18 protein-coding genes are annotated in these 19012 nt (G+C 73.8%); 8 read left to right on the top strand and 10 right to left on the bottom strand.

Translation table 11 applies throughout. The features are described 5' to 3' along the window. The first annotated feature begins 86 nt into the window (after positions 1-86). From O7598_RS25695 to O7598_RS25680, 4 genes are read left to right on the top strand one after another with little or no spacing between them, the layout of a single operon-like run. Positions 87-719, top strand: a complete 633-nt coding sequence (locus tag O7598_RS25695) for an MBL fold metallo-hydrolase (RefSeq protein ID WP_269693821.1) — start codon at positions 87-89, stop codon at positions 717-719. After that, positions 712-1737, top strand: coding sequence for a hypothetical protein (locus tag O7598_RS25690; protein ID WP_269693820.1), 1026 nt, complete (start codon positions 712-714; stop codon positions 1735-1737). The genes O7598_RS25695 and O7598_RS25690 overlap by 8 nt, the downstream gene beginning before the upstream one ends. Before the next feature lie 43 nt (positions 1738-1780). Next, the gene (locus O7598_RS25685; protein ID WP_269693819.1) at positions 1781-2521 is read left to right on the top strand and encodes an SCO6745 family protein; all 741 of its coding nucleotides are present in this window, start codon (positions 1781-1783) and stop codon (positions 2519-2521) included. 41 nt (positions 2522-2562) lie between these two features. Further along, on the top strand, positions 2563-3525 hold the full coding sequence (locus O7598_RS25680; RefSeq protein WP_269693818.1) for a GNAT family N-acetyltransferase: 963 nt from the start codon (positions 2563-2565) through the stop codon (positions 3523-3525). A gap of 74 nt (positions 3526-3599) precedes the next feature. Here O7598_RS25680 and O7598_RS25675 read toward each other — a convergent pair whose 3' ends face one another. Continuing rightward, complete coding sequence (locus O7598_RS25675; protein WP_269693817.1) at positions 3600-4055, bottom strand: gamma-glutamylcyclotransferase; 456 nt, start codon at positions 4053-4055, stop codon at positions 3600-3602. Positions 4056-4161: 106 nt separating this feature from the next. Here O7598_RS25675 and O7598_RS25670 point away from each other — a divergent pair, with 106 nt between their 5' ends. Next, entirely contained in the window at positions 4162-5565 is a 1404-nt protein-coding gene (locus O7598_RS25670) for an NAD(P)H-quinone dehydrogenase (RefSeq protein WP_269693816.1), read from the top strand. 11 nt (positions 5566-5576) lie between these two features. On the opposite strand, the gene O7598_RS25665 is transcribed toward O7598_RS25670, so the two are convergent. From O7598_RS25665 to O7598_RS25655, 3 genes are all read right to left on the bottom strand, one after another. Next, entirely contained in the window at positions 5577-6482 is a 906-nt protein-coding gene (locus tag O7598_RS25665; RefSeq protein WP_269693815.1) for a PhzF family phenazine biosynthesis protein, read from the bottom strand. A gap of 25 nt (positions 6483-6507) precedes the next feature. Then, positions 6508-7146 carry a DUF998 domain-containing protein gene (locus tag O7598_RS25660; RefSeq protein WP_269693814.1) on the bottom strand — a complete coding sequence of 213 codons (639 nt, stop codon included), beginning with the start codon at positions 7144-7146 and terminating at the stop codon, positions 6508-6510. A gap of 143 nt (positions 7147-7289) precedes the next feature. Beyond that, positions 7290-8102: a DedA family protein gene (locus tag O7598_RS25655; protein WP_269693813.1), complete on the bottom strand. Its 813-nt coding sequence runs from the start codon at positions 8100-8102 to the stop codon at positions 7290-7292. A 373-nt stretch (positions 8103-8475) separates the two neighbouring features. Between O7598_RS25655 and thrS the strand changes: the two genes are divergently transcribed. Continuing rightward, the gene (gene thrS / locus O7598_RS25650) at positions 8476-9693 is read left to right on the top strand and encodes a threonine--tRNA ligase (RefSeq protein ID WP_269693812.1); all 1218 of its coding nucleotides are present in this window, start codon (positions 8476-8478) and stop codon (positions 9691-9693) included. Positions 9694-9766: 73 nt separating this feature from the next. On the opposite strand, the gene O7598_RS25645 is transcribed toward thrS, so the two are convergent. The 4 genes from O7598_RS25645 to O7598_RS25630 form a co-directional block, all read right to left on the bottom strand. Then, the gene (locus O7598_RS25645; RefSeq protein WP_269694978.1) at positions 9767-11716 is read right to left on the bottom strand and encodes an ABC transporter ATP-binding protein; all 1950 of its coding nucleotides are present in this window, start codon (positions 11714-11716) and stop codon (positions 9767-9769) included. A 107-nt stretch (positions 11717-11823) separates the two neighbouring features. Next, the gene (locus O7598_RS25640) at positions 11824-13557 is read right to left on the bottom strand and encodes an ABC transporter ATP-binding protein (RefSeq protein ID WP_269693811.1); all 1734 of its coding nucleotides are present in this window, start codon (positions 13555-13557) and stop codon (positions 11824-11826) included. After that, positions 13551-14072, bottom strand: a complete 522-nt coding sequence (locus O7598_RS25635) for a MarR family winged helix-turn-helix transcriptional regulator (protein WP_091060909.1) — start codon at positions 14070-14072, stop codon at positions 13551-13553. The genes O7598_RS25640 and O7598_RS25635 overlap by 7 nt, the downstream gene beginning before the upstream one ends. A 62-nt stretch (positions 14073-14134) precedes the next feature. Further along, positions 14135-14662, bottom strand: a complete 528-nt coding sequence (locus O7598_RS25630) for a MarR family winged helix-turn-helix transcriptional regulator (RefSeq protein WP_269693810.1) — start codon at positions 14660-14662, stop codon at positions 14135-14137. Positions 14663-14718: 56 nt separating this feature from the next. On the opposite strand from O7598_RS25630, the gene O7598_RS25625 reads away from it, so the two are divergent. Further along, positions 14719-16341, top strand: a complete 1623-nt coding sequence (locus O7598_RS25625) for an MFS transporter (protein WP_269693809.1) — start codon at positions 14719-14721, stop codon at positions 16339-16341. A gap of 57 nt (positions 16342-16398) precedes the next feature. Here O7598_RS25625 and O7598_RS25620 read toward each other — a convergent pair whose 3' ends face one another. After that, the gene (locus O7598_RS25620; protein WP_269693808.1) at positions 16399-16842 is read right to left on the bottom strand and encodes a DoxX family protein; all 444 of its coding nucleotides are present in this window, start codon (positions 16840-16842) and stop codon (positions 16399-16401) included. An 85-nt stretch (positions 16843-16927) separates the two neighbouring features. On the opposite strand from O7598_RS25620, the gene O7598_RS25615 reads away from it, so the two are divergent. Next, positions 16928-17476, top strand: a complete 549-nt coding sequence (locus O7598_RS25615; RefSeq protein WP_269693807.1) for a TetR/AcrR family transcriptional regulator — start codon at positions 16928-16930, stop codon at positions 17474-17476. A 4-nt stretch (positions 17477-17480) separates the two neighbouring features. On the opposite strand, the gene O7598_RS25610 is transcribed toward O7598_RS25615, so the two are convergent. After that, positions 17481-18920, bottom strand: a complete 1440-nt coding sequence (locus O7598_RS25610; RefSeq protein WP_269693806.1) for a GuaB1 family IMP dehydrogenase-related protein — start codon at positions 18918-18920, stop codon at positions 17481-17483. Positions 18921-19012 lie beyond the last annotated feature (92 nt).

The raw sequence follows: 19012 nt of genomic DNA, 5'->3' as shown, positions 1-19012 counted from the left end.
ACCGATACCTCGGACGCGACGCGTTGTCGCGCCGGTTCCGGCAGACTGCGCTGAGGACGTCACGATTCGATAATCGAGGAGTCACGATGCAGCTCACCAAGTACGCCCACTCCTGTCTCCGGGTGGAGCACGACGGGGGAGTGCTCGTCGTCGACCCGGGTGTCTTCAGCGCCGCGGCCGAGGCGCTGGACGGGGCGGACGCGGTGCTGATCACCCACCAGCATCCGGACCACGTGGACGTCCCGGCGCTGACCGCGGCGCTGGAGCGGCGGCCGGTGCCGGTGCACGGGCCGGCCTCGCTCGCCGAGGTGCTCGGCGACGCCGCCGAGGCGCTCGTCGCGGTCGCGCCGGGGGAGTCGTTCACCGCCGCCGGGGTGCCGGTGCGGGCGTACGGGGGCCAGCACGCCGTGATCCACCCGGACCTCCCGGTGATCCCGAACCTGGGCTACCTCCTCGACGACACGGTCTACCACCCGGGCGACGCGCTGTACGTCCCCGACGACGCCCCTGTCGACACGCTGTTCGCCCCGATCCACGCGCCCTGGTCGAAGTTCTCCGAGGTGCTCGACTTCATCCGGGCGGTCGCGCCGCGGCGGGCGTACGCGCTGCACGACGGGCTGCTCAACGCCAACGGCTTCGGGGTGCTGGACCGGCAGTACACCGCGATGTCCAACACCGACTACCGCCGTCTGGAGCCGGGCACCCGGATCGATGCCTGACGTCCCCGCCGAGGTGATCCGGCGGCTCTACGCCACGCCGCCGGAGAAGTTCGTCGCGGCCCGGGACGCCGCCGTCGCGCAGGCACGCGAGGCCGGCGACCCGCGTACCGCCCGGGAGATCGGCCGGCTGCGGCGACCCACCGTCGCGGCCTGGCTGGTCAACCTGCTCGCGATCCGGCGACCCGAACTGGTCGCCGACCTGACCCGGCTCGCCGAGTCGCTCCGCGCCGCGCAACGCGACCTGCGCGGCGGTGAGCTCCGGGAACTCTCCGCCCAGCGCCGCGCCGTGGTGGGCGCGCTGGTCGCCGAGGTACGCCGGCTGGCCGCCGCGGAGCCTGCCGCCCCGCCGGCCGGGAAGCTGCCGCTGGGCGAGGTGGAGGCGACGCTCAACGCCGCGCTCTCCGACACCGAGGTGGCCGAGCAGGTACGCACCGGACGGCTGCTGCGGTCCAGCCACTACGCCGGATTCGGCGAGGTGCCCCGCCCCCAGCTCCGCCTGGTCACCGGCGGCGAGGAGAAGCACCGGGCCGGCAAGCCCGGCACACCGGGCGGGGCGGCGAGGTCCGGCGTGCCGACGGAGGCGGTCGGGTCCGGCGTACCGACTGAGCCGGTCGGGTCCGGCGTACCGGACGGGGCGGCGGCCGAGCGGGCCGAGGCGCGCCGGGCCCGCGAAGCGCGGGCGGCGCGGGCCGAACGGGCGAAGCGGCGGCGGACGGCCACCCGCGAACTGGAGAAGGCGCGCGCGGAGCTGGGCCGGGCCGAGACGGACCTCTCCGGTGCCGGACGGGCCGAGCGGGACGGCGCCGCCACGCTGGATCGGATCGAGACCGAGCTGGCCGAGCTGGAGCGCCGCCGGGCCGTGGCCGAGCAGGAACTGAGCCGGGCCCGGCTGGCCCGCCGGGGCGCGGAACGGGCGGTCACCGCCGCCCGGCGGCGGGCCGGCGAGGTGGAGGCCGTGTTGGAGGCGCTCGACGCCGAAGAGGGGGATGCCGAAGTCGGTGACGAACGGGCAGACTGAGCGCGATGAACGGCCACGGTGGACGGACGACGGTGGGTCGTCGATGACTCCGGAGCAGGTCGCCGCCGCCTGCAAACCGCTGGTGCTGGAACTCGGGGAGGCGTTCTCCCGCTGCCCGTCGACGCTGCGCCGGGCCCGACTGCTCGGCATCTCCGGGTGGGCCTTCTACATCACCGGTCGGGCCGGCGCGCTCGGTGACGTCCGCGCCGAGACGGTGGCGTCGGCGCTCGGTTTCATCGCCCCGGAGGCGGTCGCCGACGGCTGGGACGCCGCGGCGCGCGCGGTGCCACCGCTGGAGGTGGCCGCCGCCAACCTGACCGAGTGCTGCCGGTGGGGGATGTCCCGGCTGGGCGACGCGCCCGGCGTGTCCCGGCTGGCCGGGCTGCTCGGCCGGGCCGTCGACGCGGCGGACGGCAGCGCCATGCCGCTCTTCGCCGCCTGGCGGGCCATGCCGATGCCCGACCCGTCCCCCGCCGCCCGCGCCGCCGTCGGCCTGCTGCTGCTGCGTGAGCACTTCGCCGGGGCCTACCTGCTGGCCGTACGGGCCTCCGGGCTGACGCCGCTGGAGGCGGTGCTGGCCGGGCCGGAGGGGGAGGCGGGCGCCGCCGCCTGCGGGTGGTCGCCGCCCTACCCGCCGGTCGGGCCGCTCGTGCGGCGCCGGATCTGGGCCGAGGCCGTGACCGACCGGCTGGTGTCCCCGGCGTTCCAGGCGCTCGGCGCCGCCGGTGGCGCGGAACTGGTCGACCTGCTCACCGCCGCGCGGCTGCACACCCGGCACGGATAAATGGGAGGCGCGAGGGCGGGCCGGCTGCCAGGATCTGCCGCGTGACGCTCCCCGCCGGTTGGACGGCCCGCCGCCCCACCCTCGACGACGTCCCCGCGATCCTGGCGGTGGTGCACGCCGCCGACACGTTCGCCGTGGGTCACCCCGACTTCGACGCGGAGGACGTACGGGATGCGCTCACCGCGCCCTTCGTCGACCCGTCCCGGGACTCCTGGCTGGTCACCGACCCGGACGGGACGGCGGTCGCCTGGTCGATCCTGGGCAACCCGACCGGGGTGGGCCGGGAGTGGGTGGACGTGCTCGTCGACCCCGACCGCGGCGTCGAACTGCGCGCCCCGCTGCTGGCCCGGCTGCTCGACCGGGTCGCCGAACGCGCCGCCGAGCGAGGGCTGCCCGCGCTGGTCGCCCGCGCCGGCGTGTACGCGCCGGAGACGCGCTGGGCGGGCGAGCTGGTGGCGGCCGGGTTCACCCGGGTCAAGCGCTACGTCCGGATGAGCCGCTCCCTGGCCGACCTGCCCGCCGAGCCGGCGCCGCCGGCCGGGGTGACGGTCCGGCCGCTGCGCCCCGACGACGAGGCCGACCTGCGGCTGTTCCACCGGATCTACGACACCGCGTTCCAGGACACGCTCGATCACGAGCCGCTCGACTTCGACCGCTGGCGGGAGCTGCTCCCGTCGTACGCCAAGGTCTGGGACGAGTGGTTCGTGGCCGAGGTCGACGGCGAGCCGGCCGGTGCCCTGCAGTCCTCCGACCAGGCGGTGGAGCACGACGCGGGCTGGGTCCGGACGCTGTCCGTGCTGCCGGCCCACCGTCGGCGCGGGGTGGGCGCGGCGCTGCTGCGCCGGGCCTTCGCGGTCTACGCGGCGAAGGGCCGCGCCCGCGCCGGGCTCGGGGTGGACCTGGCCAACCCGACCGCGCCGGTCACCCTCTACCGCTCGGTCGGGCTGGTGGAGGAGCGCTGGGTCGACATGTACGAGCGGAGCGTGCCCGCCCCGCAGGTGTGACCCGGGCCCCCCGGATCGGGGTCGCCGAGCGGGCGGACGACCGCCCGGCGCACACTGTCGGGGTGGGAGACGCGCTACGCGGACGCCGTGCCGGTGGGGCGGGACCGCAGCTCGGTGACGTAGTCGTCCGGCGCGCCCGCCTTCTCCGCCGCGTTCGCGATCTCCGACAGGTACCACGACGTCGGCAGGCCGCCCTCGTAGCCGTCGAAGACGTAGACCCACGCCGTCACGTCCCCGTCGAGCGTCGAGACGCGGACGGTCAGCTTGCGGTAGGTCCCGGCGGTCACGCCCTCGATCTCGTCGAGCTGGGCGGCGTCGTAGGGGTGGATGTCGTAGAGCGCCACGAAGACCCGGTCGCCCGGTTCCTCGACCACGGTGCTGACCGAGCCCTCCCAGCCGATGACGTCCTCGCCGGCGAAGGTGAGTCGCCACCCCTCCAGCCAGCCGGTGCCCACCATCGGCGAATGCGGGCAGTAGGCGCGCATGCGAGCGGGGTCCAGGTTTGAGCCGTAAGCGGCGTAGAGACGCACGGCGACGACGATAGCCCGGTCGACGGGTGGGGGAGAATACGACAGTGCGTGTCGGACGCGACGGGGAGAAGAAAGTCACTGTGAGGAAAGACGAAGGGCTTAAGCTGTGAGCCAGATCGTGATCATCGGCGGCGGGCCGGCCGGATACGAGGCCGCGCTGGTCGCCGCCCAGCTGGACGCCGATGTCACAGTGGTCGAGGCGGACGGCGCCGGCGGCGCGTGCGTGCTCTCCGACTGCGTGCCCTCCAAGACCTTCATCGCCAGCTCGGAGGTGGTCACCGGCTACCGGGACACCGAGGAGTTCGGGATCCACTCGGACGGCCTGGAGGCGGTCACGGTCGACGCCCCGGCGGTGCACGAGCGGGTCAAACGGCTCGCGCTGGCCCAGTCCGCCGACATCCACACCAAGCTGGTCAAGGCCGGGGTGGAGTTCGTCGCCGGCACCGCACGGCTCGGCGAGGACACGCTCGGCCACACCCACCAGGTGATCGTCACACCGGCGGACGGCTCGCCCGCGTACCCGGTCGGGGCCTCCACCGTGCTGGTCGCCACCGGCGCGACCCCGCGCCAGCTGCCCACCGCCCTGCCCGACGGCGAGCGGATCCTGACCTGGCGTCAGGTCTACGACCTGCCCGAGCTGCCCGAGCACCTGATCGTGGTCGGCTCCGGCGTCACCGGCGCCGAGTTCGCCAGCGCCTACCTGGCCATGGGCGTACGGGTCACGCTGGTCTCCAGCCGCGACCGGGTGATGCCGCACGAGGACGCCGACGCCGCGATGGCGATCGAGCGGGTGTTCCGCAACCGGGGCATGAGCATCCTCAACAACTCCCGGGCCGAGGCGGTGCGCCGGGTCGGCGACGGCGTCGAGGTGGTGCTCTCCGACGGGCGGCAGGTCTCCGGCTCGCACGCGCTGATCGCGGTCGGCTCGATCCCGAACACCGCCGACCTGGGCCTGGCCGAATACGGCGTCGAGCTGGCCCGGGGCGGCTTCGTGACGGTCGACCGGGTGTCCCGGACCAACGTGCCGGGCGTCTACGCGGCCGGCGACTGCACGGGCGTGCTGCCGCTGGCAAGCGTCGCGGCCATGCAGGGCCGGATCGCCATGTGGCACGCGCTGGGCGAGGCGGTCCGGCCGCTGCGGCTGCGTACCGTCGCGGCGAACGTCTTCACCGACCCGGAGCTGGCCACGGTCGGCGTCTCGCAGGACGAGGTGGACGCCGGCAAGACGCCGGCCCGCCAGGTGATGCTGCCGCTGTCCGGCAACGCCCGGGCGAAGATGGACGATCTGGCCGACGGCTTCGTCAAGCTGTTCTGCCGGCCGGCCAGCGGCCAGGTGATCGGCGGTGTGGTGGTGGCGCCGAAGGCCAGCGAGCTGATCCTGCCGATCACCATGGCGGTGGAGAACAACCTCACCGTCAACGAGCTGGCCCACACCATCACGATCTATCCGAGCCTGTCCGGTTCGATCACCGAGGCCGCCCGTCAGCTCATGCTGCACGAGCTGGAGTAGGACGGCCGACGTCAGAGGTGCAGCTCGCCGGTCGCCGCCAGGGCGCAGCGACCGGTGAGCCGGGTCCCCGCGGGCGTGACGTCGACGGTCAGGACCGAGGGGCGGCCCATCGCATGCCCCTGGAGGAACCGCGCCCGGTCGCCGACGAGCCCGTGCCGGTGCAGGTGGGCGGCGAGCGGACCGGCCGCGGTGCCGGTGGCCGGGTCCTCGGCGATCCCCACGGTCGGGTTGAAGAACCGGCAGTACGCGTCGTGCCCGTCGTCGGCGCGGCTGTAGACGTAGCAGCCCTCGGCCCCGGCAGCGGCCAGGACCCGCGCCAGGGCCGGCCCGTAGGGGTCGGCGGCGTCGACGTCCCGCCGGGACGCCAGGGCGACGAGCAGGTGGGTGCTGCCGACGGAGCCGGTGACCGGCGGGAGCGCCGGGTCCAGCCGCAGCGGGTCGCCGCCGGTGAGCGCCTCGGCCACCACCTGCCCCGTCACCGGCGACTCGGCCAGCTCGGCCGGCCCCTGGTCGAGCCCGATGGTGACCACCTCGTCGGTGACGTCGACGTGCACCGGCAGGATCTGCCCACCGAGTTCCTGAACGGCGCCCGGCGCGCGGGCGGCGCCGACGGTGACCAGCCACCACCAGGCGCCCAGCGCGTTGTGGCCGGCCCCGCCCACCTCGTCGCCGCCGGCGGTGAAGCAGCGCAGCGCGTGGTCGGCCCCGGGCCGGGTGGGCCGGCGGACGAACGTGGTCTCGGAGAGGTTGAACTCGACGGCGACGGCCGCCATCTGCTCGTCGGTGAGGTCGTCGGCGTCGGTGACGACCGCGAGCGGGTTGCCGGTGAGCGGACGGTCGGCGAAGACGTCGACCACGGCGTACCGATGGGTGGTCCGGCTGCCCGACGTGCCGTCGCCTGCTCGCACCGAGTCCATCGCTTCGATCCTCCTGTGTCGACGCTCAGCGCCGCGCGGCGCCCCCGACGTTACCCACGGCCCGGGCGGGAGTGTCAACATCAGCGGCGATCACCAGGTGGAGGGCGACGGTGACCAGGAGCGCGGTCTCGGTGAGGATGAGCAGGCGCTCGGCCAGCCCGATCAGGGCGCGGTCGCCGGGGTAGGCGGACCAGATCATCGCGGCGGCCAGCAGCAGGCTGGCCACGGTCAGGCCGCGCAGCCGCCGCGCGGGCGGGCCGCCCGGTCGGCGGGCGAGCAGCCAGCCGGCGACCGGCAGGGCCAGGAACGACAGCACCGAGGCGTACCGGTGCACGTAGGCCGCGGCGTCCATCGGCAGGCCGGGCTCGTTCGTGGGCACCACCGCGGCGGCCAGCAGCCCGGCCGACCAGGCCGCCAGCAGCGCGATCGACGTGCGGTCCGCGCCGGCCCGGCGCAGCGACGGCAGGAGTACGGCGGTGGCCGCCGCGAGGACCGCCATCGCGGTGTCGATGACGCCGCCCCGGTCGGAGACGGCGAAGTCGCTGACGGTCAGCGACAGTGGGCTCAGGTCGTCGTTCACCTCGAGGTGACCGATCACGGCGAGCACCGCCGCCAGGGCGATCCCGCCGAGGGCCAGCAGGCCGCTGCTCCGGGTTCCAGGCATGTGCCCAGCCTGTCGCCGGAACCGCCCGAGACGGATCCGGGACCACCACCCACTTCGATCCCCGGGTCGTCCCCCACTGCGGTGTCGGTGGAACGCTCAGGCCGCGTCGAGCGGCACTCCGATGTGCTCGGAGATCCCGCGTCTCAGTCGACCGGAGTCTCGGCCCGGTTCGACTCCTCGCCGGCCGAGCCGGGCCGGGCACCGTCCACGGCGGCCAGCATCTGCGCCCGGAGTTGCCGGCGTCGGGCCACCCGCTCGGGATCGTTCCAGGTGGGGTCGAGCCGCTGGGCCTTCGCCCGGACGTCGCGCCAGTTCGCTCCACTGTTCATGATCGGTTCCCCTTCGCTGTGGTCTCGTGCTCGTGGCGTCGCGGTCTGCCGGGTGCCCAACCAGGTCATCGCCCAGCCGGCCGCCGCGAACCCGGCCGCGGCCACGCCGGCGATCAGCAGCAACCGCCACCCCGACTGGGTGAGCGCCGCGCCGCCCAGGTGACCGACGAGGGCGCCGTAGCCGGCCCAGCCGATCGCCGCCACCGCCTCGTAGAGCAGGAACAGGCGGTACGGGTAGCGGCTGCGGCCGGCCGAGAAGCAGGCCGCCATCCGGCCGCCTGGCACGAACCGGCACAGCAGGATCACCAGCGGTCCGGGCTCGCGCAGCCGGCGGGTGGCCCGGGCGACCGCGCGGCGGGCCCGTCCCGGGGTCGCGTGCCGGGCCGCCCGGCGCGTCGGCGTGGTGCGGCCGAGCAGATAGCAGGCCAGGTCTCCGACGAAGACGCCGGCCGCGCCGACCGCGATGGTGAGTGGCAGGCTGAGCCCGCCGTAGACGGTCAGCGCACCACTGGTGATCATGATGACCTGGGTCGGCACCACCGGGACGAAGGCGTCCGCGATCAGCAGGGCCAGCAGCAGCGCGTACGCCCACGCGGGCGACGCGACGTGGGCGATGAGCTCAGCCACGGCGGTCGTCCCGCCCGGAGTTCCCGGATGAGGGCATCGACCGGGGCGGCGGATCCGTGCGTACCGGCGTACCGTTGACGGGACGCGGCACCGGAGCCGTCGGGTCCCCCGTTCCCGATGCCCGGGCCGCCGCGGGTCGTCGGCAGGTCCCGTGCCGGCGACCCGCACCCACTCTCCGAAATTCAGGTGCGTCCTCAGCGTGCTCGCGCCTACCGTCGGCGCATGCGCAGTGCGGAGAGGACCGCGACGCCGGGTGTTCCCGGCGCGCCGCACTGACGTTTCCGTCGACAAGGCCCCGGGGCGATCCGCTCCGGGGCCTCGCGGCGTTCCGGGACCGCTCGCCTCCGGGTCGTACCCGATCAAGGAGAGCGACATGATCGACCACCGTAGGCTCGGCCGGGACCTGGAGCTGTTCGTCTCCGATCCGCTCGCCGGGGCCGGCCTGCCGATCTGGCTGCCGGCCGGTGCCGCCGCCCGGCACGCCGTCGAGGAGTACGTCCGGGAGCTGGAGCGTCGGGCCGGCTACCGGCACGTCTACTCGCCGCCGCTGGGCAAACGGGAGCTGTTCGAGCGCTCCGGGCATCTCGGCTGGTTCGCCGACGACATGTTCCCGCCGATGCGGCTGAGCGCCGACGACGAGTTCGTGCTCCGGCCGGCGCTCTGCCCGCACCACGCATTGGTGTTCGCCGCACGCGGCCGGTCCTACCGGGAGCTGCCGCTGCGGATCGCCGAGCTGGGCGGGATGTACCGGGCGGAGCGTTCCGGGGTGCTCGGCGGGCTCTCCCGGGTGCGCGCCATCTCGCTGAACGACGCGCACAACTTCTGCGCCCCGGAACAGGTCGGCGCCGAGGTCCGGGAGATCCTGCGGCTGATCGGCGAGGCGCACGCCGCGCTCGGCGTCCGCCCGGCCGGGTTCCGCCTGTCGGTGCGCGGGCCGGGGCAGCGGTACGTCGGCGACGACGCCGGCTGGGCGCGGGCCGAGGATCTGCTCCGCACCGCGCTCGACGGGGTGGACGTCGTCGAGGCCCCCGGCGAGGCCGCGTTCTACGGCCCGAAGATCGATGTGCAGATCGTGGACGCGGCCGGCCGGGAGTCGACCATCTCCACCGTGCAGCTCGACTTCGACAAACCGGAGCGGTTCGACCTGTCGTACACCGACTCGGACGGGAGCCGGAAGCGGCCGGTGATGGTGCACCGCAGCCTGGTGGGCAGCATGGAGCGGCTGTTCGCCTACCTGATCGAGGTGCACGAGGGCGCGTTCCCGGCCTGGTACGCCCCGGTGCAGGTGTTGCTGCTCCCGATCGACGACGCGCAGGCCGACGCGGCCCGGCGGCTGTGCCGGGAGGCGGAGGCCGCCGGCCTGCGGGCCGCTGTCGACGCCGGCGGCTCGCTGGGCGCCCGGATCCGCGACGCGGCCCGCCGGCGCATCCCGTACGTCGGGGTGCTGGGCGCCAGGGAGGCGGCCGACGGCTCGGTCTCGCTGCGCCTGCGCGACGGGCGCGGTCTCGACCCGATGCCCCGGGCGGACGCGTTGCGCCTCATCGGTGCCGTGGTCGCGAGCCGGTCGGCCGACCTGCTCCCGCCGGCCTGATCCGGCCCCGCCGCCCGGGTGACCCACTGTCACCCGGGCGGTGCCCGGCCGCGGAGCTGTCGCGGGATCCACGTCAGTTCCCGACCGGCGTGCCGGTGGGGCGGATCCCGGCCGGCGGGCCCGCCGGCGCCGGCACCTCGTCGGAGATCACCGCGCCGGTGAACTGCGCCCGGTAGAGCCGCGCGTACGCGCCGTCGGCGGCGACCAACTGGTCGTGGGTGCCCTGCTCGACGATCCGGCCCCGCTCCATCATCAGGATCAGGTCGGCGTCGCGGATGGTGGAGAGCCGGTGCGCGATGACGAAGCTGGTCCGGTCGGAGCGCAGCGCCGCCATGGCGCGTTGGAGCAGCACCTCGGTCCGGGTGTCCACCGAGCTGGTCGCCTCGTCCAGGATGAGCAGCGACGGCTCGGCCAGGAACGCCCGCGCGATGGTGATGAGCTGCTTCTCGCCGGCGCTGACGTTGCTGCCCTCCTCGTCGATCACGGTGTCGTAGCCGTCCGGCAGGCTGCGCACGAACCGGTCCACGAAGGTGGCCCGGGCGGCGGCCAGGATCTCCTCCTCGGTGGCGTCCGGCCGCCCGTAGGCGATGTTGTCCCGGATGGTGCCGCCGAAGAGCCAGGTGTCCTGCAGCACCATGCCGATCCGGCCGCGCAGGTCGTCACGGCGCATGGTGCTGATGTCCACCCCGTCCAGGGTGATCCGCCCGGCGTCCAGCTCGTAGAAGCGCATGACCAGGTTGACCAGGGTGGTCTTGCCGGCGCCGGTGGGACCGACGATGGCCACCGTGTGCCCGGGCTCGGCGACCAGGGAGAGGTCGTCGATCAGCGGCTGGTCCGGGTCGTACCGGAAGGAGACCCGCTCGAACTCGACCCGGCCGTGCGGGTCGGTGACCCGGGCCGGCTCGGCCGGGTCGGCGCTCTGCTCGTCGGCGTCGAGCACCGCGAAGACCCGCTCGGCCGAGGCCACCCCGGACTGGAGCAGGTTGGCCATCGACGCGACCTGGGTCAGCGGCTGGGTGAACTGTCGCGAGTACTGGATGAACGCCTGCACGTCACCGAGGCTGATCGCGCCGGAGGCCACCCGCAGGCCGCCGACCACCGCGATGGCGACATAGCTGAGGTTCCCGATGAAGAACATCGCCGGCATGATGATCCCGGAGACGAACTGGGCGCCGAAGCTGGCCGTGAACAGCTCCTCGTTCTTGGCGCGGAAGGCCGCCTCGACCTCCTTCTGCCGGCCGAACACCTTGACCAGCTCGTGCCCGGTGTAGGCCTCCTCGATCTGGGCGTTCAGCTCGCCGGTGTGCGTCCACTGGGCGATGAACTTGCGCTGCGACCGCTTGGCGATCTGGCCGGTGACGATCACCGACAGCGGGATCGCGACCAGGGCCACCAGCGCGAGCAGCGGCGAGATCCAGAACATCATCCCGAGTACGCCGACGACCGTCAGCAGCGACGTGAGCAGCTGGCTCAGCGTCTGCTGGAGCGTCTGCGAGATGTTGTCGATGTCGTTGGTGACCCGGCTGAGCAGCTCGCCGCGGGGCTGCTTGTCGAAGTAGGGCAGCGGCAGCCGGTTGAGCTTGTCCTCCACGTCGGCGCGCAGCCGCAGCACGGTGCGCTGCACCACGCCGTTGAGCACCCAACCCTGCGCCCACATCAGGACGCCGGCGACGACGTAGAGCGCTACCGCGAACGCCAGCACCCGCCCCAGCCGGTCGAAGTCGATGCCCACGCCGGGCACCACGTCCATCCGGGCCAGCATGTCGGCGAAGTTGCCGTTGCCCGAGGCCCGGGCCGCGGCCACCGCCGCCTCGGTGCTGGTGCCGGCCGGCAGCTGCCGGCCGATCACCCCGTTGAAGATCAGGTCGGTGGCGTGCCCGAGCACCTTCGGCCCGACCACGCTCAGGCCGACGCTGGCCAGCGCCAGCGCCAGCACGCCGGTGAGCTGGACCCGGTGCGGCCGCAGCCGCCCCAGCAGCCGGCGGGCGGACGGCCCGAACCGCATCGCCTTCTCGGCCGGCATGCCCATGTTCATGTGCGGCGGGCCGCCCGGTCGCCGCCCGGCCGGCGGCAGCCGCTTCGGCTCCGCCGTCTGCTGCTGGGGTACGGCGGCCGTGCTCTTCTCCGCGCTCACGCGGTCACCCCCGCCGTCTGCTGGGACGCCACGATCTCGGCGTACGTCGGGCAGTTCTCCAACAGTTCGTCGTGCCGTCCCATCCCGACGACACCCCCGTCCTCGAGCACGATGATCTGGTCGGCGTCGACGATCGTGGAGACCCGCTGGGCCACGATCACCACCGCCGCGTCCGCGGTGACCGGCTTGAGGGCGGCCCGCAGCCGGGCGTCCGTGCCGAGGTCGAGCGCGGAGAAGGAGTCGTCGAAGAGGTAGATCTCCGGCTTGCGTACCAGCGCGCGGGCGATGGCCAGGCGTTGCCGCTGGCCGCCGGAGACGTTCGTACCACCCTGCGCGATCGGCGCGTCCAACCCGCCGGGCATCTCGGTCACGAAGTCGCGTGCCTGGGCGATCTCCAGGGCCGCCCACAGGTCGGCGTCGGTGGCGTCCGGGTTGCCGTAGCGCAGGTTGCTCGCCACCGTGCCGCTGAACAGGTACGGCCGCTGCGGCACCAGCCCGATCCGCCGCCACAGCTCGTCCGGGGCCAGCTCCCGCACGTCCACGCCGTCGACCACTACCGCGCCGGCGGTCGGGTCGACCAGCCGCGGGATCAGCGTCAGCAGTGTGGTCTTGCCGGCGCCGGTGGAACCGATGATCGCCGTGGTCCGGCCGGGTCGGGCCCGGAACGAGATGTCGTGCAGCACCGGCGCGTTGGCCCCGGGGTACTGGAAGCCGGCGCCGCGCAGCTCCAGCTCGCCGTGGCCGGAGACCTCGGTCACCGGTGCGGGCGCCGGCACCACCGACGACTCGGTGTCCAGCACCTCCTCGATGCGTTCGGCGCAGACCGCGGCGCGGGGCACCATCATCAGCATGAAGGTGGCCATCATGACCGCCATCAGGATCTGCATCAGGTACGCCAGGAACGCGGTCAGCGCGCCGATCTGGATCTGACCGGAGTCGACCCGGCTCGCGCCGAACCAGAGCACCGCGACGCTTGACACGTTGAGCACCAGCATCACGATCGGGAAGATCAACGCCTGGAGCCGGCCGATGCGCAGCGCGGTCGCGGTCAGCTCGGTGTTGGCGACCCGGAAGCGGTCGGTCTCGTACGGCTCGCGGACGAAGGCGCGGACCACGCGGATGCCGGTGATCTGTTCGCGCAGCACCCGGTTGACGGTGTCGATGCGGGTCTGCATGAGCCGGAAGCCCGGCACCATCCGGCGGATGATCAGGCCCAGCGCGACGGCCAGGACCGGCACGCAGACCAGCATCAGCCAGGAGAGCCCGACGTCCTCGCGCAGCGCCATCACCACGCCGCCGACGCTCATGATCGGCGCGGCCACCAGCATGGTGCAGCTCAGCAGCACCAGCATCTGCACCTGCTGGACGTCGTTGGTGTTGCGGGTGATCAGCGACGGGGCGCCGAAGCGGGCGACCTCGCGGGCGGAGAAGCGGTTGACGTGCCCGAAGATGGCGGCCCGGACGTCCCGGCCGAAGCCCATCGCGGTCTTCGCGCCGAGGTAGACGGCGGCGATCGAGCAGGCGATCTGGAGCAGGCTGACCACCAGCATCCACCCGCCCGTACGCAGGATCTGGTCGGTGTCGCCGCGGGCGACGCCGCGGTCGATGATGTCGGCGTTCAGGCTGGGCAGGTAGAGCGAGGCCATCGTCCCGACGAACTGGAGCGCCACCACGGCGGCCAGTAGTCGTCGGTATGGGCGAAGGTGTGTGCGGAGCAGGCGGATCAGCACGGATGTCTCCCCGTTGGCGACTCGGTGTCGGACTCGCTGTCCCGGTTCAACCGACGGAGGTCCCCGTCGGACATGCCGGTGATGATTTCGGTCAGGAATTCGCGGATCACCGCACGCTTGGCCGGGTCGGCGTCGACCGAGGTCAGCGGCCGGTCGCTGTGGATCATGTCGATGATCGCGCGGGCGTGTTCCTGGCCCTTGTCGGTGAGTGTGAGCTGGACGGTGCGGCGGTCCTCGGGGCTCCGTCGCCGGACGACGAAGCCGTCACGTTCCAGGGTGTCGACGATGCCGGTGAGGGTGGCCGGCCGCACGAAGCACAACTCCGCCATCTCGCGGTGGGTGACGTCGCCGGAGCGCAGCAGGATCATCAGCACGCGCATGCCGGCGGAGGTGAGGCCGTGGTGCTCGGCCAGGTAGCGCCCCCAGTGCTGCTCGACGACGTGGCCGGCGATGGAGACGAGCCGGCCGAGCGGCGCGTGCTGCAGCGCGTCGGGGAAGCGGACGAGCGGTCCCATGTTCACGGGCGCTAGATTAGCGCCCGAACCATCAGGCCCCAAACTAATTTCTGAGAATCGCCTCAGCCGCCGTCGGCGCCGGTGCGGCGGGGCGGTGCCGGCTCGTCCGGGGCGGTCGCCACGTAGTCGCGCATCACGTCCGCGACCTCGCGCAGGAACGCCGCGGCGGCCTCGGCCTGCTCGGGGGTGAGCCGGGCGACGGCCCGGTCGACGCCGACGAGCATCGGGCGCAACGCCTCCAGCACCTCGCCGACCGCGTGCTCGGTGACCTGGAGGCTGAGCCGCCGGCGGTCGTGCGGGTGCGGGGCGCGGGCGACGTGGCCGGCGCGCACCAGCCGGTCGACCAGGGTGGTGGCGGACGCGGACCGGATGCCGAGCCGGTTGCCCAACTCGACCGGGCCCAGCGGCTCGGGGCTGGAGATCAGGTGGTCGATGGCGGCGGCGTCGGTCGCGCCGATGCCGAGGCGGCGGGCCAGCGCGGCGCGGGTGTCCCCGGCGACCCGCAGCACCTCGCGCAGTGCCCGGGCGGCCTCGCTGCTCGGCGGCGGGCCGGTGGGCCCGGCCGCTCCGGTTGACGGCGACCCCTCCACGGGTTAAAGCTAGCATCTCAGGTAGCTAGAAAATCTAGCTAAAGGGGGAGGGTGCCATGCGCAGCGACGGGCGCGGACGCTGGTTCGGGCTGCTCGCCATCAGCCTCGGCGTCGCCATGATCATCGTGGACGCCACCATCGTGAACGTCGCGGTGCCGCAGATCATCCGGGACCTGGACATCACCTCCACCGACGCGCAGTGGGTGCAGGAGGCGTACACCCTGGTCTTCGCGGCGTTGCTGCTGGTCGCCGGCCGCTTCGCCGACCGGTCCGGGCGGCGGCGGATGTTCGTCACCGGGGTGAGCGTCTTCGTGGTGGCGAGCGTGCTGGCGGCGCTCGCCGGCTCCGGCGAGGCGCTGATCGGCGCCCGGGTGTTGCAGGGCATCGGCGGGGCGATGATGCTGCCCACCTCGCTCTCCCTGCTCAACGCCAACTTCACCGGCCGGGAGCGCGGCATCGCGTTCGCCGTCTGGGGCTCCACCATCGGCGGCGCGGCGGCGCTCGGGCCGCTGCTCGGCGGCTGGCTCACCACCACGTACTCGTGGCGGTGGGCGTTCGGCATCAACGTCCCGGTCAGCCTCGCCGTGATCGTGGGCACCCTGCTGCTGGTCGCCGAGTCCCGCGACGACCGCGCCGAACGCGGCGTCGACCTGCTCGGCGCGCTGCTCTCCGTGGTCGGCATGACCGGCGTGGTGTTCGCGCTGATCGAGGGCCGCACCTATGGCTGGTGGCAGCGGGAACGGCCGTTCAGCCTGTTCGGCCTGGACTGGACCGCCTCGATCTCACCGGTGCCGGTGGCCGCGCTCGCCGGGCTGGCCGCGCTCGGGATCTTCCTGGCCCAGCAGGTGCGCCGCAACCGGGCCGGCCGGCCCGCGCTGCTCGACCTGTCGCTGTTCGGCATCCGCTCGTTCCGCACCGGCATCCTCGCCGCCGCGATCGTCAGCCTGGGCGAGTTCGGCCTGCTCTTCGCGCTGCCGCTGTGGTTCCAGAACGTGCTCGGCTACAGCGCCTTCCGCACCGGCCTGGCGCTGCTGCCGCTCGCCGTCGGCAGCTTCCTCGCCAGCGGCATCGGCGCGCCGCTCACCCAGCGCTGGGGCGCGGCCCGGGTGGTGCAACTCGGCGTCGCCGCCGAGCTGGTCGGCGTCGCCGGGCTGGGCCTCGTGGTCGCGCCGGACACCCGCTGGTGGGCGCCGGTGGCGTTCCTCTTCGTCTACGGCGTCGGCGTCGGCCTGGCCACCGCGCAGCTCACCGGCGTCTCCCTGGCCGACGTGCCGGTGCGGCGCAGCGGGCAGGGCTCCGGCCTGCAGAGCACCGCCCGGCAGGTGGGTTCCGCGCTCGGAATCGCGGTGCTCGGCACCGTGCTCTTCGCCGGCCTCGGCGGGCTCCTCGGCGACCGGCTCGCCGACCAGCCCGGACTCGACCCGGCCGGGCGGGACCAGGTGGTCACCGCCGTGAAGGAGAGCGCCGGCGCGGCGATCACCGGGCTGGCGGCCGATCCGCGTACCGCGCCGATCGCCGAGGCGGCGAAGGAGGCGTTCTCCGACGCCACCCGCTACGCCGCGTTCACCGCAGCCGGGTTCCTACTGATCGGCCTGCTCGCCTGCCTCCGCCTGCCGCGCGTACGCGCCGAGGCGATCGGCGACGCCCCGCCCGCCGGAGCGGAACCGGCCCGGGTCTGAGTCCGGGCGCAGGCCCGGAGTCGGGGTCCGGACGCCGACTCCGGGTCGCGGGCGCGGTCAGCCGCCCAGGGCGATCGCGAGCGCGGCGGCCACGAAGACGGTCTGGAGCGCCGTCCGGGTGGCGAGCGGTGTCACCGGCCGGCCGGCGAGCGTCAGTCGTCGGCGGGCGGCCGAGACGTTGGCCGGGAACATGGCCAGCATCAGCAGCGCGAGTCCGGCCGCCGCCCAGCGCGCGGTGACCGGTGCGAGCAGGGCGAGCGCGCCGGCGATCTCCAGTACGCCGGTGAGCGTGACCAGCATGTCGGGCCGGGGCAGCGTCGGCGGGACCATCGCGACCAGGTCCGTCCGCCGGGACGTGAAGTGGGCGATGCCGGTGAGCAGGAACATCAGCGCCAGGCCGACGCGCAGGGCGGGATGCCAGCCGTCCAGGGCGTCCACGCCGAGAAGGCCGGCGATGCGCGCCACGGCGGTGCCGGTGAGCAGTGCGATCAGGGGTGCCATGGGTCTTCCCTCCGACGGAGCATCTTGTCGTTGACAAGATTCCCTCGTGGAGTGCCATCTTGTCAACGACAAGATAGGGTGGGGTATGACCTCCTCTCGCTCCTACCACCACGGGGACCTGCGCCGCGCACTGCTCGCCGCCGCGGTGGAGGCGATCGCCGAATCCGGGCCCGCCGCGCTGAGCCTGCGTGACCTCGCCCGCCGGGCCGGCGTCTCGCACGCGGCACCCGCGCATCACTTCGGTGACAAGGCGGGGCTGCTCACCGCGCTCGCCACCCAGGGCTTCGACCTGCTGGGCGAGGCGCTGCGGGGTGCCGGCGACGACTTCCGGGAGAGCGGCGTGGCATACGTCGTCTTCGCGGTCCGACATCGCGCGCACTTCGAGGTGATGTTCCGTCCGGACCTCTACCGGCCCGACGACCCGGACCTGGTGGCGGCCCGGGAGCGGACCGGGGAGGCGCTGCGCGGCGGGGTGTCCCGGCACACCGGCCGGGAACCGGACGAGGACGCGCTGGCCGCCTGGTCGATCGCACACGGCTTCGCCGAGCTGTGGCTGGCCGGCGCCCTCCCGTCCCGGGTGGGCGCCGACCCCGAGCCGGCCGCCCGTGCGGTGGTCGGCCGACTCTTCTCCTGAGCGGTCACCAACTGGTCGGCAGCGGCATGCCCTCCGTGTAGCCGGCGGTGCTCTGCACGCCGACCAGCGCCCGCTCGTGGAACTCGTCCAGGCTGCGCGCGCCCGCGTACGTGAACGCGCTGCGCACCCCGGACACGATCTCGTCGATCAGGTCCTCGACGCCCGGCCGGTTCGGGTCCAGGTACATCCGGGCCGAGGAGATGCCCTCCTCGAAGATCGCCTTCCGGGCCCGGTCGAACATGCTGTCCTCGGCGGTCCGCGCGCTCACCGCCCGGGACGAGGCCATCCCGAAGCTCTCCTTGTAGCGCCGGCCGTCGGCGTCGGTGTAGAGGTCACCGGGGGACTCGTAGGTGCCGGCGAACCACGAGCCGACCATCACGTTCGAGGCGCCCGCGGCCAGCGCCAGCGCCACGTCCCGCGGGTGGCGTACGCCGCCGTCGGCCCACACGTGCCGGCCCAGCGAGCGGGCCGCCGCCGCGCAGTCGAGCACCGCGGAGAACTGCGGTCGGCCCACCCCGGTCATCATCCGGGTGGTGCACATCGCGCCCGGGCCGACGCCCACCTTCACGATGTCGGCGCCGGCCTCGACCAGGTCGCGTACCCCGTCGGCGGTGACCACGTTTCCGGCCGCGACCGGAACGCCCGGGTCGAGCTTGCGGACCGCCCGCAGCGCCTGCATCATCCGCTCCTGGTGCCCGTGCGCGGTGTCCACGACAAGCGTGTCCACCCCGGCCTCCAGCAGTGCGGCGGCCTTGCCGGTGACGTCACCGTTGATCCCCACCGCCGCCGCGATGCGCAGCCGGCCCCGATCGTCCACCGCCGGCGTGTAGAGCGTCGCGCGCAGCGCGCCCGCGCGGGTCAGCACACCGACCAGGCGGCCGTCCGCGTCCACCACCGGCGCGAGCCGCCGCCGGCCCGCCGAGAGTCGCTCGAATCCGGTACGCGGGTCCGCGTCCGCCGGCACCGTGTGCAGCTCGGTGGACATCACGTGCCGGAGTTGGGCGAACCGGTCCACTCCCACGGTGTCCGCCTCGGTCACCACGCCCACCGGGCGGCCACCCTCGTCGACCACGATCACCGCGCCGTGCGCGCGCTTGGGCAGCAGGTGGATGGCGTCGCCGACGGTGTCGGTCGGGCCGAGCGTGATCGCCGTGTCGTGGACCAGGTGCCGCTGCTTGACCCAGCCGACCACGTTCGCGACGACCTCGATCGGGATGTCCTGCGGGATCACCGCGATCGCGCCGCGCCGGGCGACGGTCTCGGCCATCCGCCGACCGGCGACCGCGGTCATGTTCGCCACCACCAGCGGCACGGTGGTGCCGGTGCCGTCGCCGGAGGACAGGTCGACGTCGAGCCGGGAGCCCACCTCCGAACGGTTGGGCGCCATGAAGACGTCGTTGTACGTCAGGTCGTGCGCGGGGACCGCGCCATGAAGGAACCGCACCCGGCCATCATTCCCGCTCCCGGCGCTCCCCGCCGCCGCTGGTGGCCCAGACCACCCATCGCCCGAGGTGTTAAGAAGGGGCCCCGCCTCTA

Origin of the sequence: Micromonospora sp. WMMC241 (genome assembly GCF_027460165.1) — a bacterium.
GTDB lineage: Bacteria > Actinomycetota > Actinomycetes > Mycobacteriales > Micromonosporaceae > Micromonospora > Micromonospora humi.
The sequence above is the reverse complement of the archived record's forward strand: the minus strand, read 5'-3'. Positions and strand labels throughout refer to the sequence as shown.

Excerpts from the sequence above, each read along its gene's own strand:
- O7598_RS25695 (WP_269693821.1), top strand. The coding sequence starts at position 87 with ATGCAGCTCACCAAGTACGCCCACTCCTGTCTCCGGGTGGAGCACGAC.
- O7598_RS25690 (WP_269693820.1), top strand. The coding sequence starts at position 712 with ATGCCTGACGTCCCCGCCGAGGTGATCCGGCGGCTCTACGCCACGCCG.
- O7598_RS25685 (WP_269693819.1), top strand. The coding sequence starts at position 1,781 with ATGACTCCGGAGCAGGTCGCCGCCGCCTGCAAACCGCTGGTGCTGGAA.
- O7598_RS25665 (WP_269693815.1), bottom strand. The coding sequence starts at position 6,482 with ATGGACTCGGTGCGAGCAGGCGACGGCACGTCGGGCAGCCGGACCACC.
- O7598_RS25660 (WP_269693814.1), bottom strand. The coding sequence starts at position 7,146 with ATGCCTGGAACCCGGAGCAGCGGCCTGCTGGCCCTCGGCGGGATCGCC.
- thrS (WP_269693812.1), top strand. The coding sequence starts at position 8,476 with ATGATCGACCACCGTAGGCTCGGCCGGGACCTGGAGCTGTTCGTCTCC.
- O7598_RS25645 (WP_269694978.1), bottom strand. The coding sequence starts at position 11,716 with ATGCCGGCCGAGAAGGCGATGCGGTTCGGGCCGTCCGCCCGCCGGCTG.
- O7598_RS25635 (WP_091060909.1), bottom strand. The coding sequence starts at position 14,072 with ATGGGACCGCTCGTCCGCTTCCCCGACGCGCTGCAGCACGCGCCGCTC.
- O7598_RS25625 (WP_269693809.1), top strand. The coding sequence starts at position 14,719 with ATGCGCAGCGACGGGCGCGGACGCTGGTTCGGGCTGCTCGCCATCAGC.
- O7598_RS25620 (WP_269693808.1), bottom strand. The coding sequence starts at position 16,842 with ATGGCACCCCTGATCGCACTGCTCACCGGCACCGCCGTGGCGCGCATC.
- O7598_RS25615 (WP_269693807.1), top strand. The coding sequence starts at position 16,928 with ATGACCTCCTCTCGCTCCTACCACCACGGGGACCTGCGCCGCGCACTG.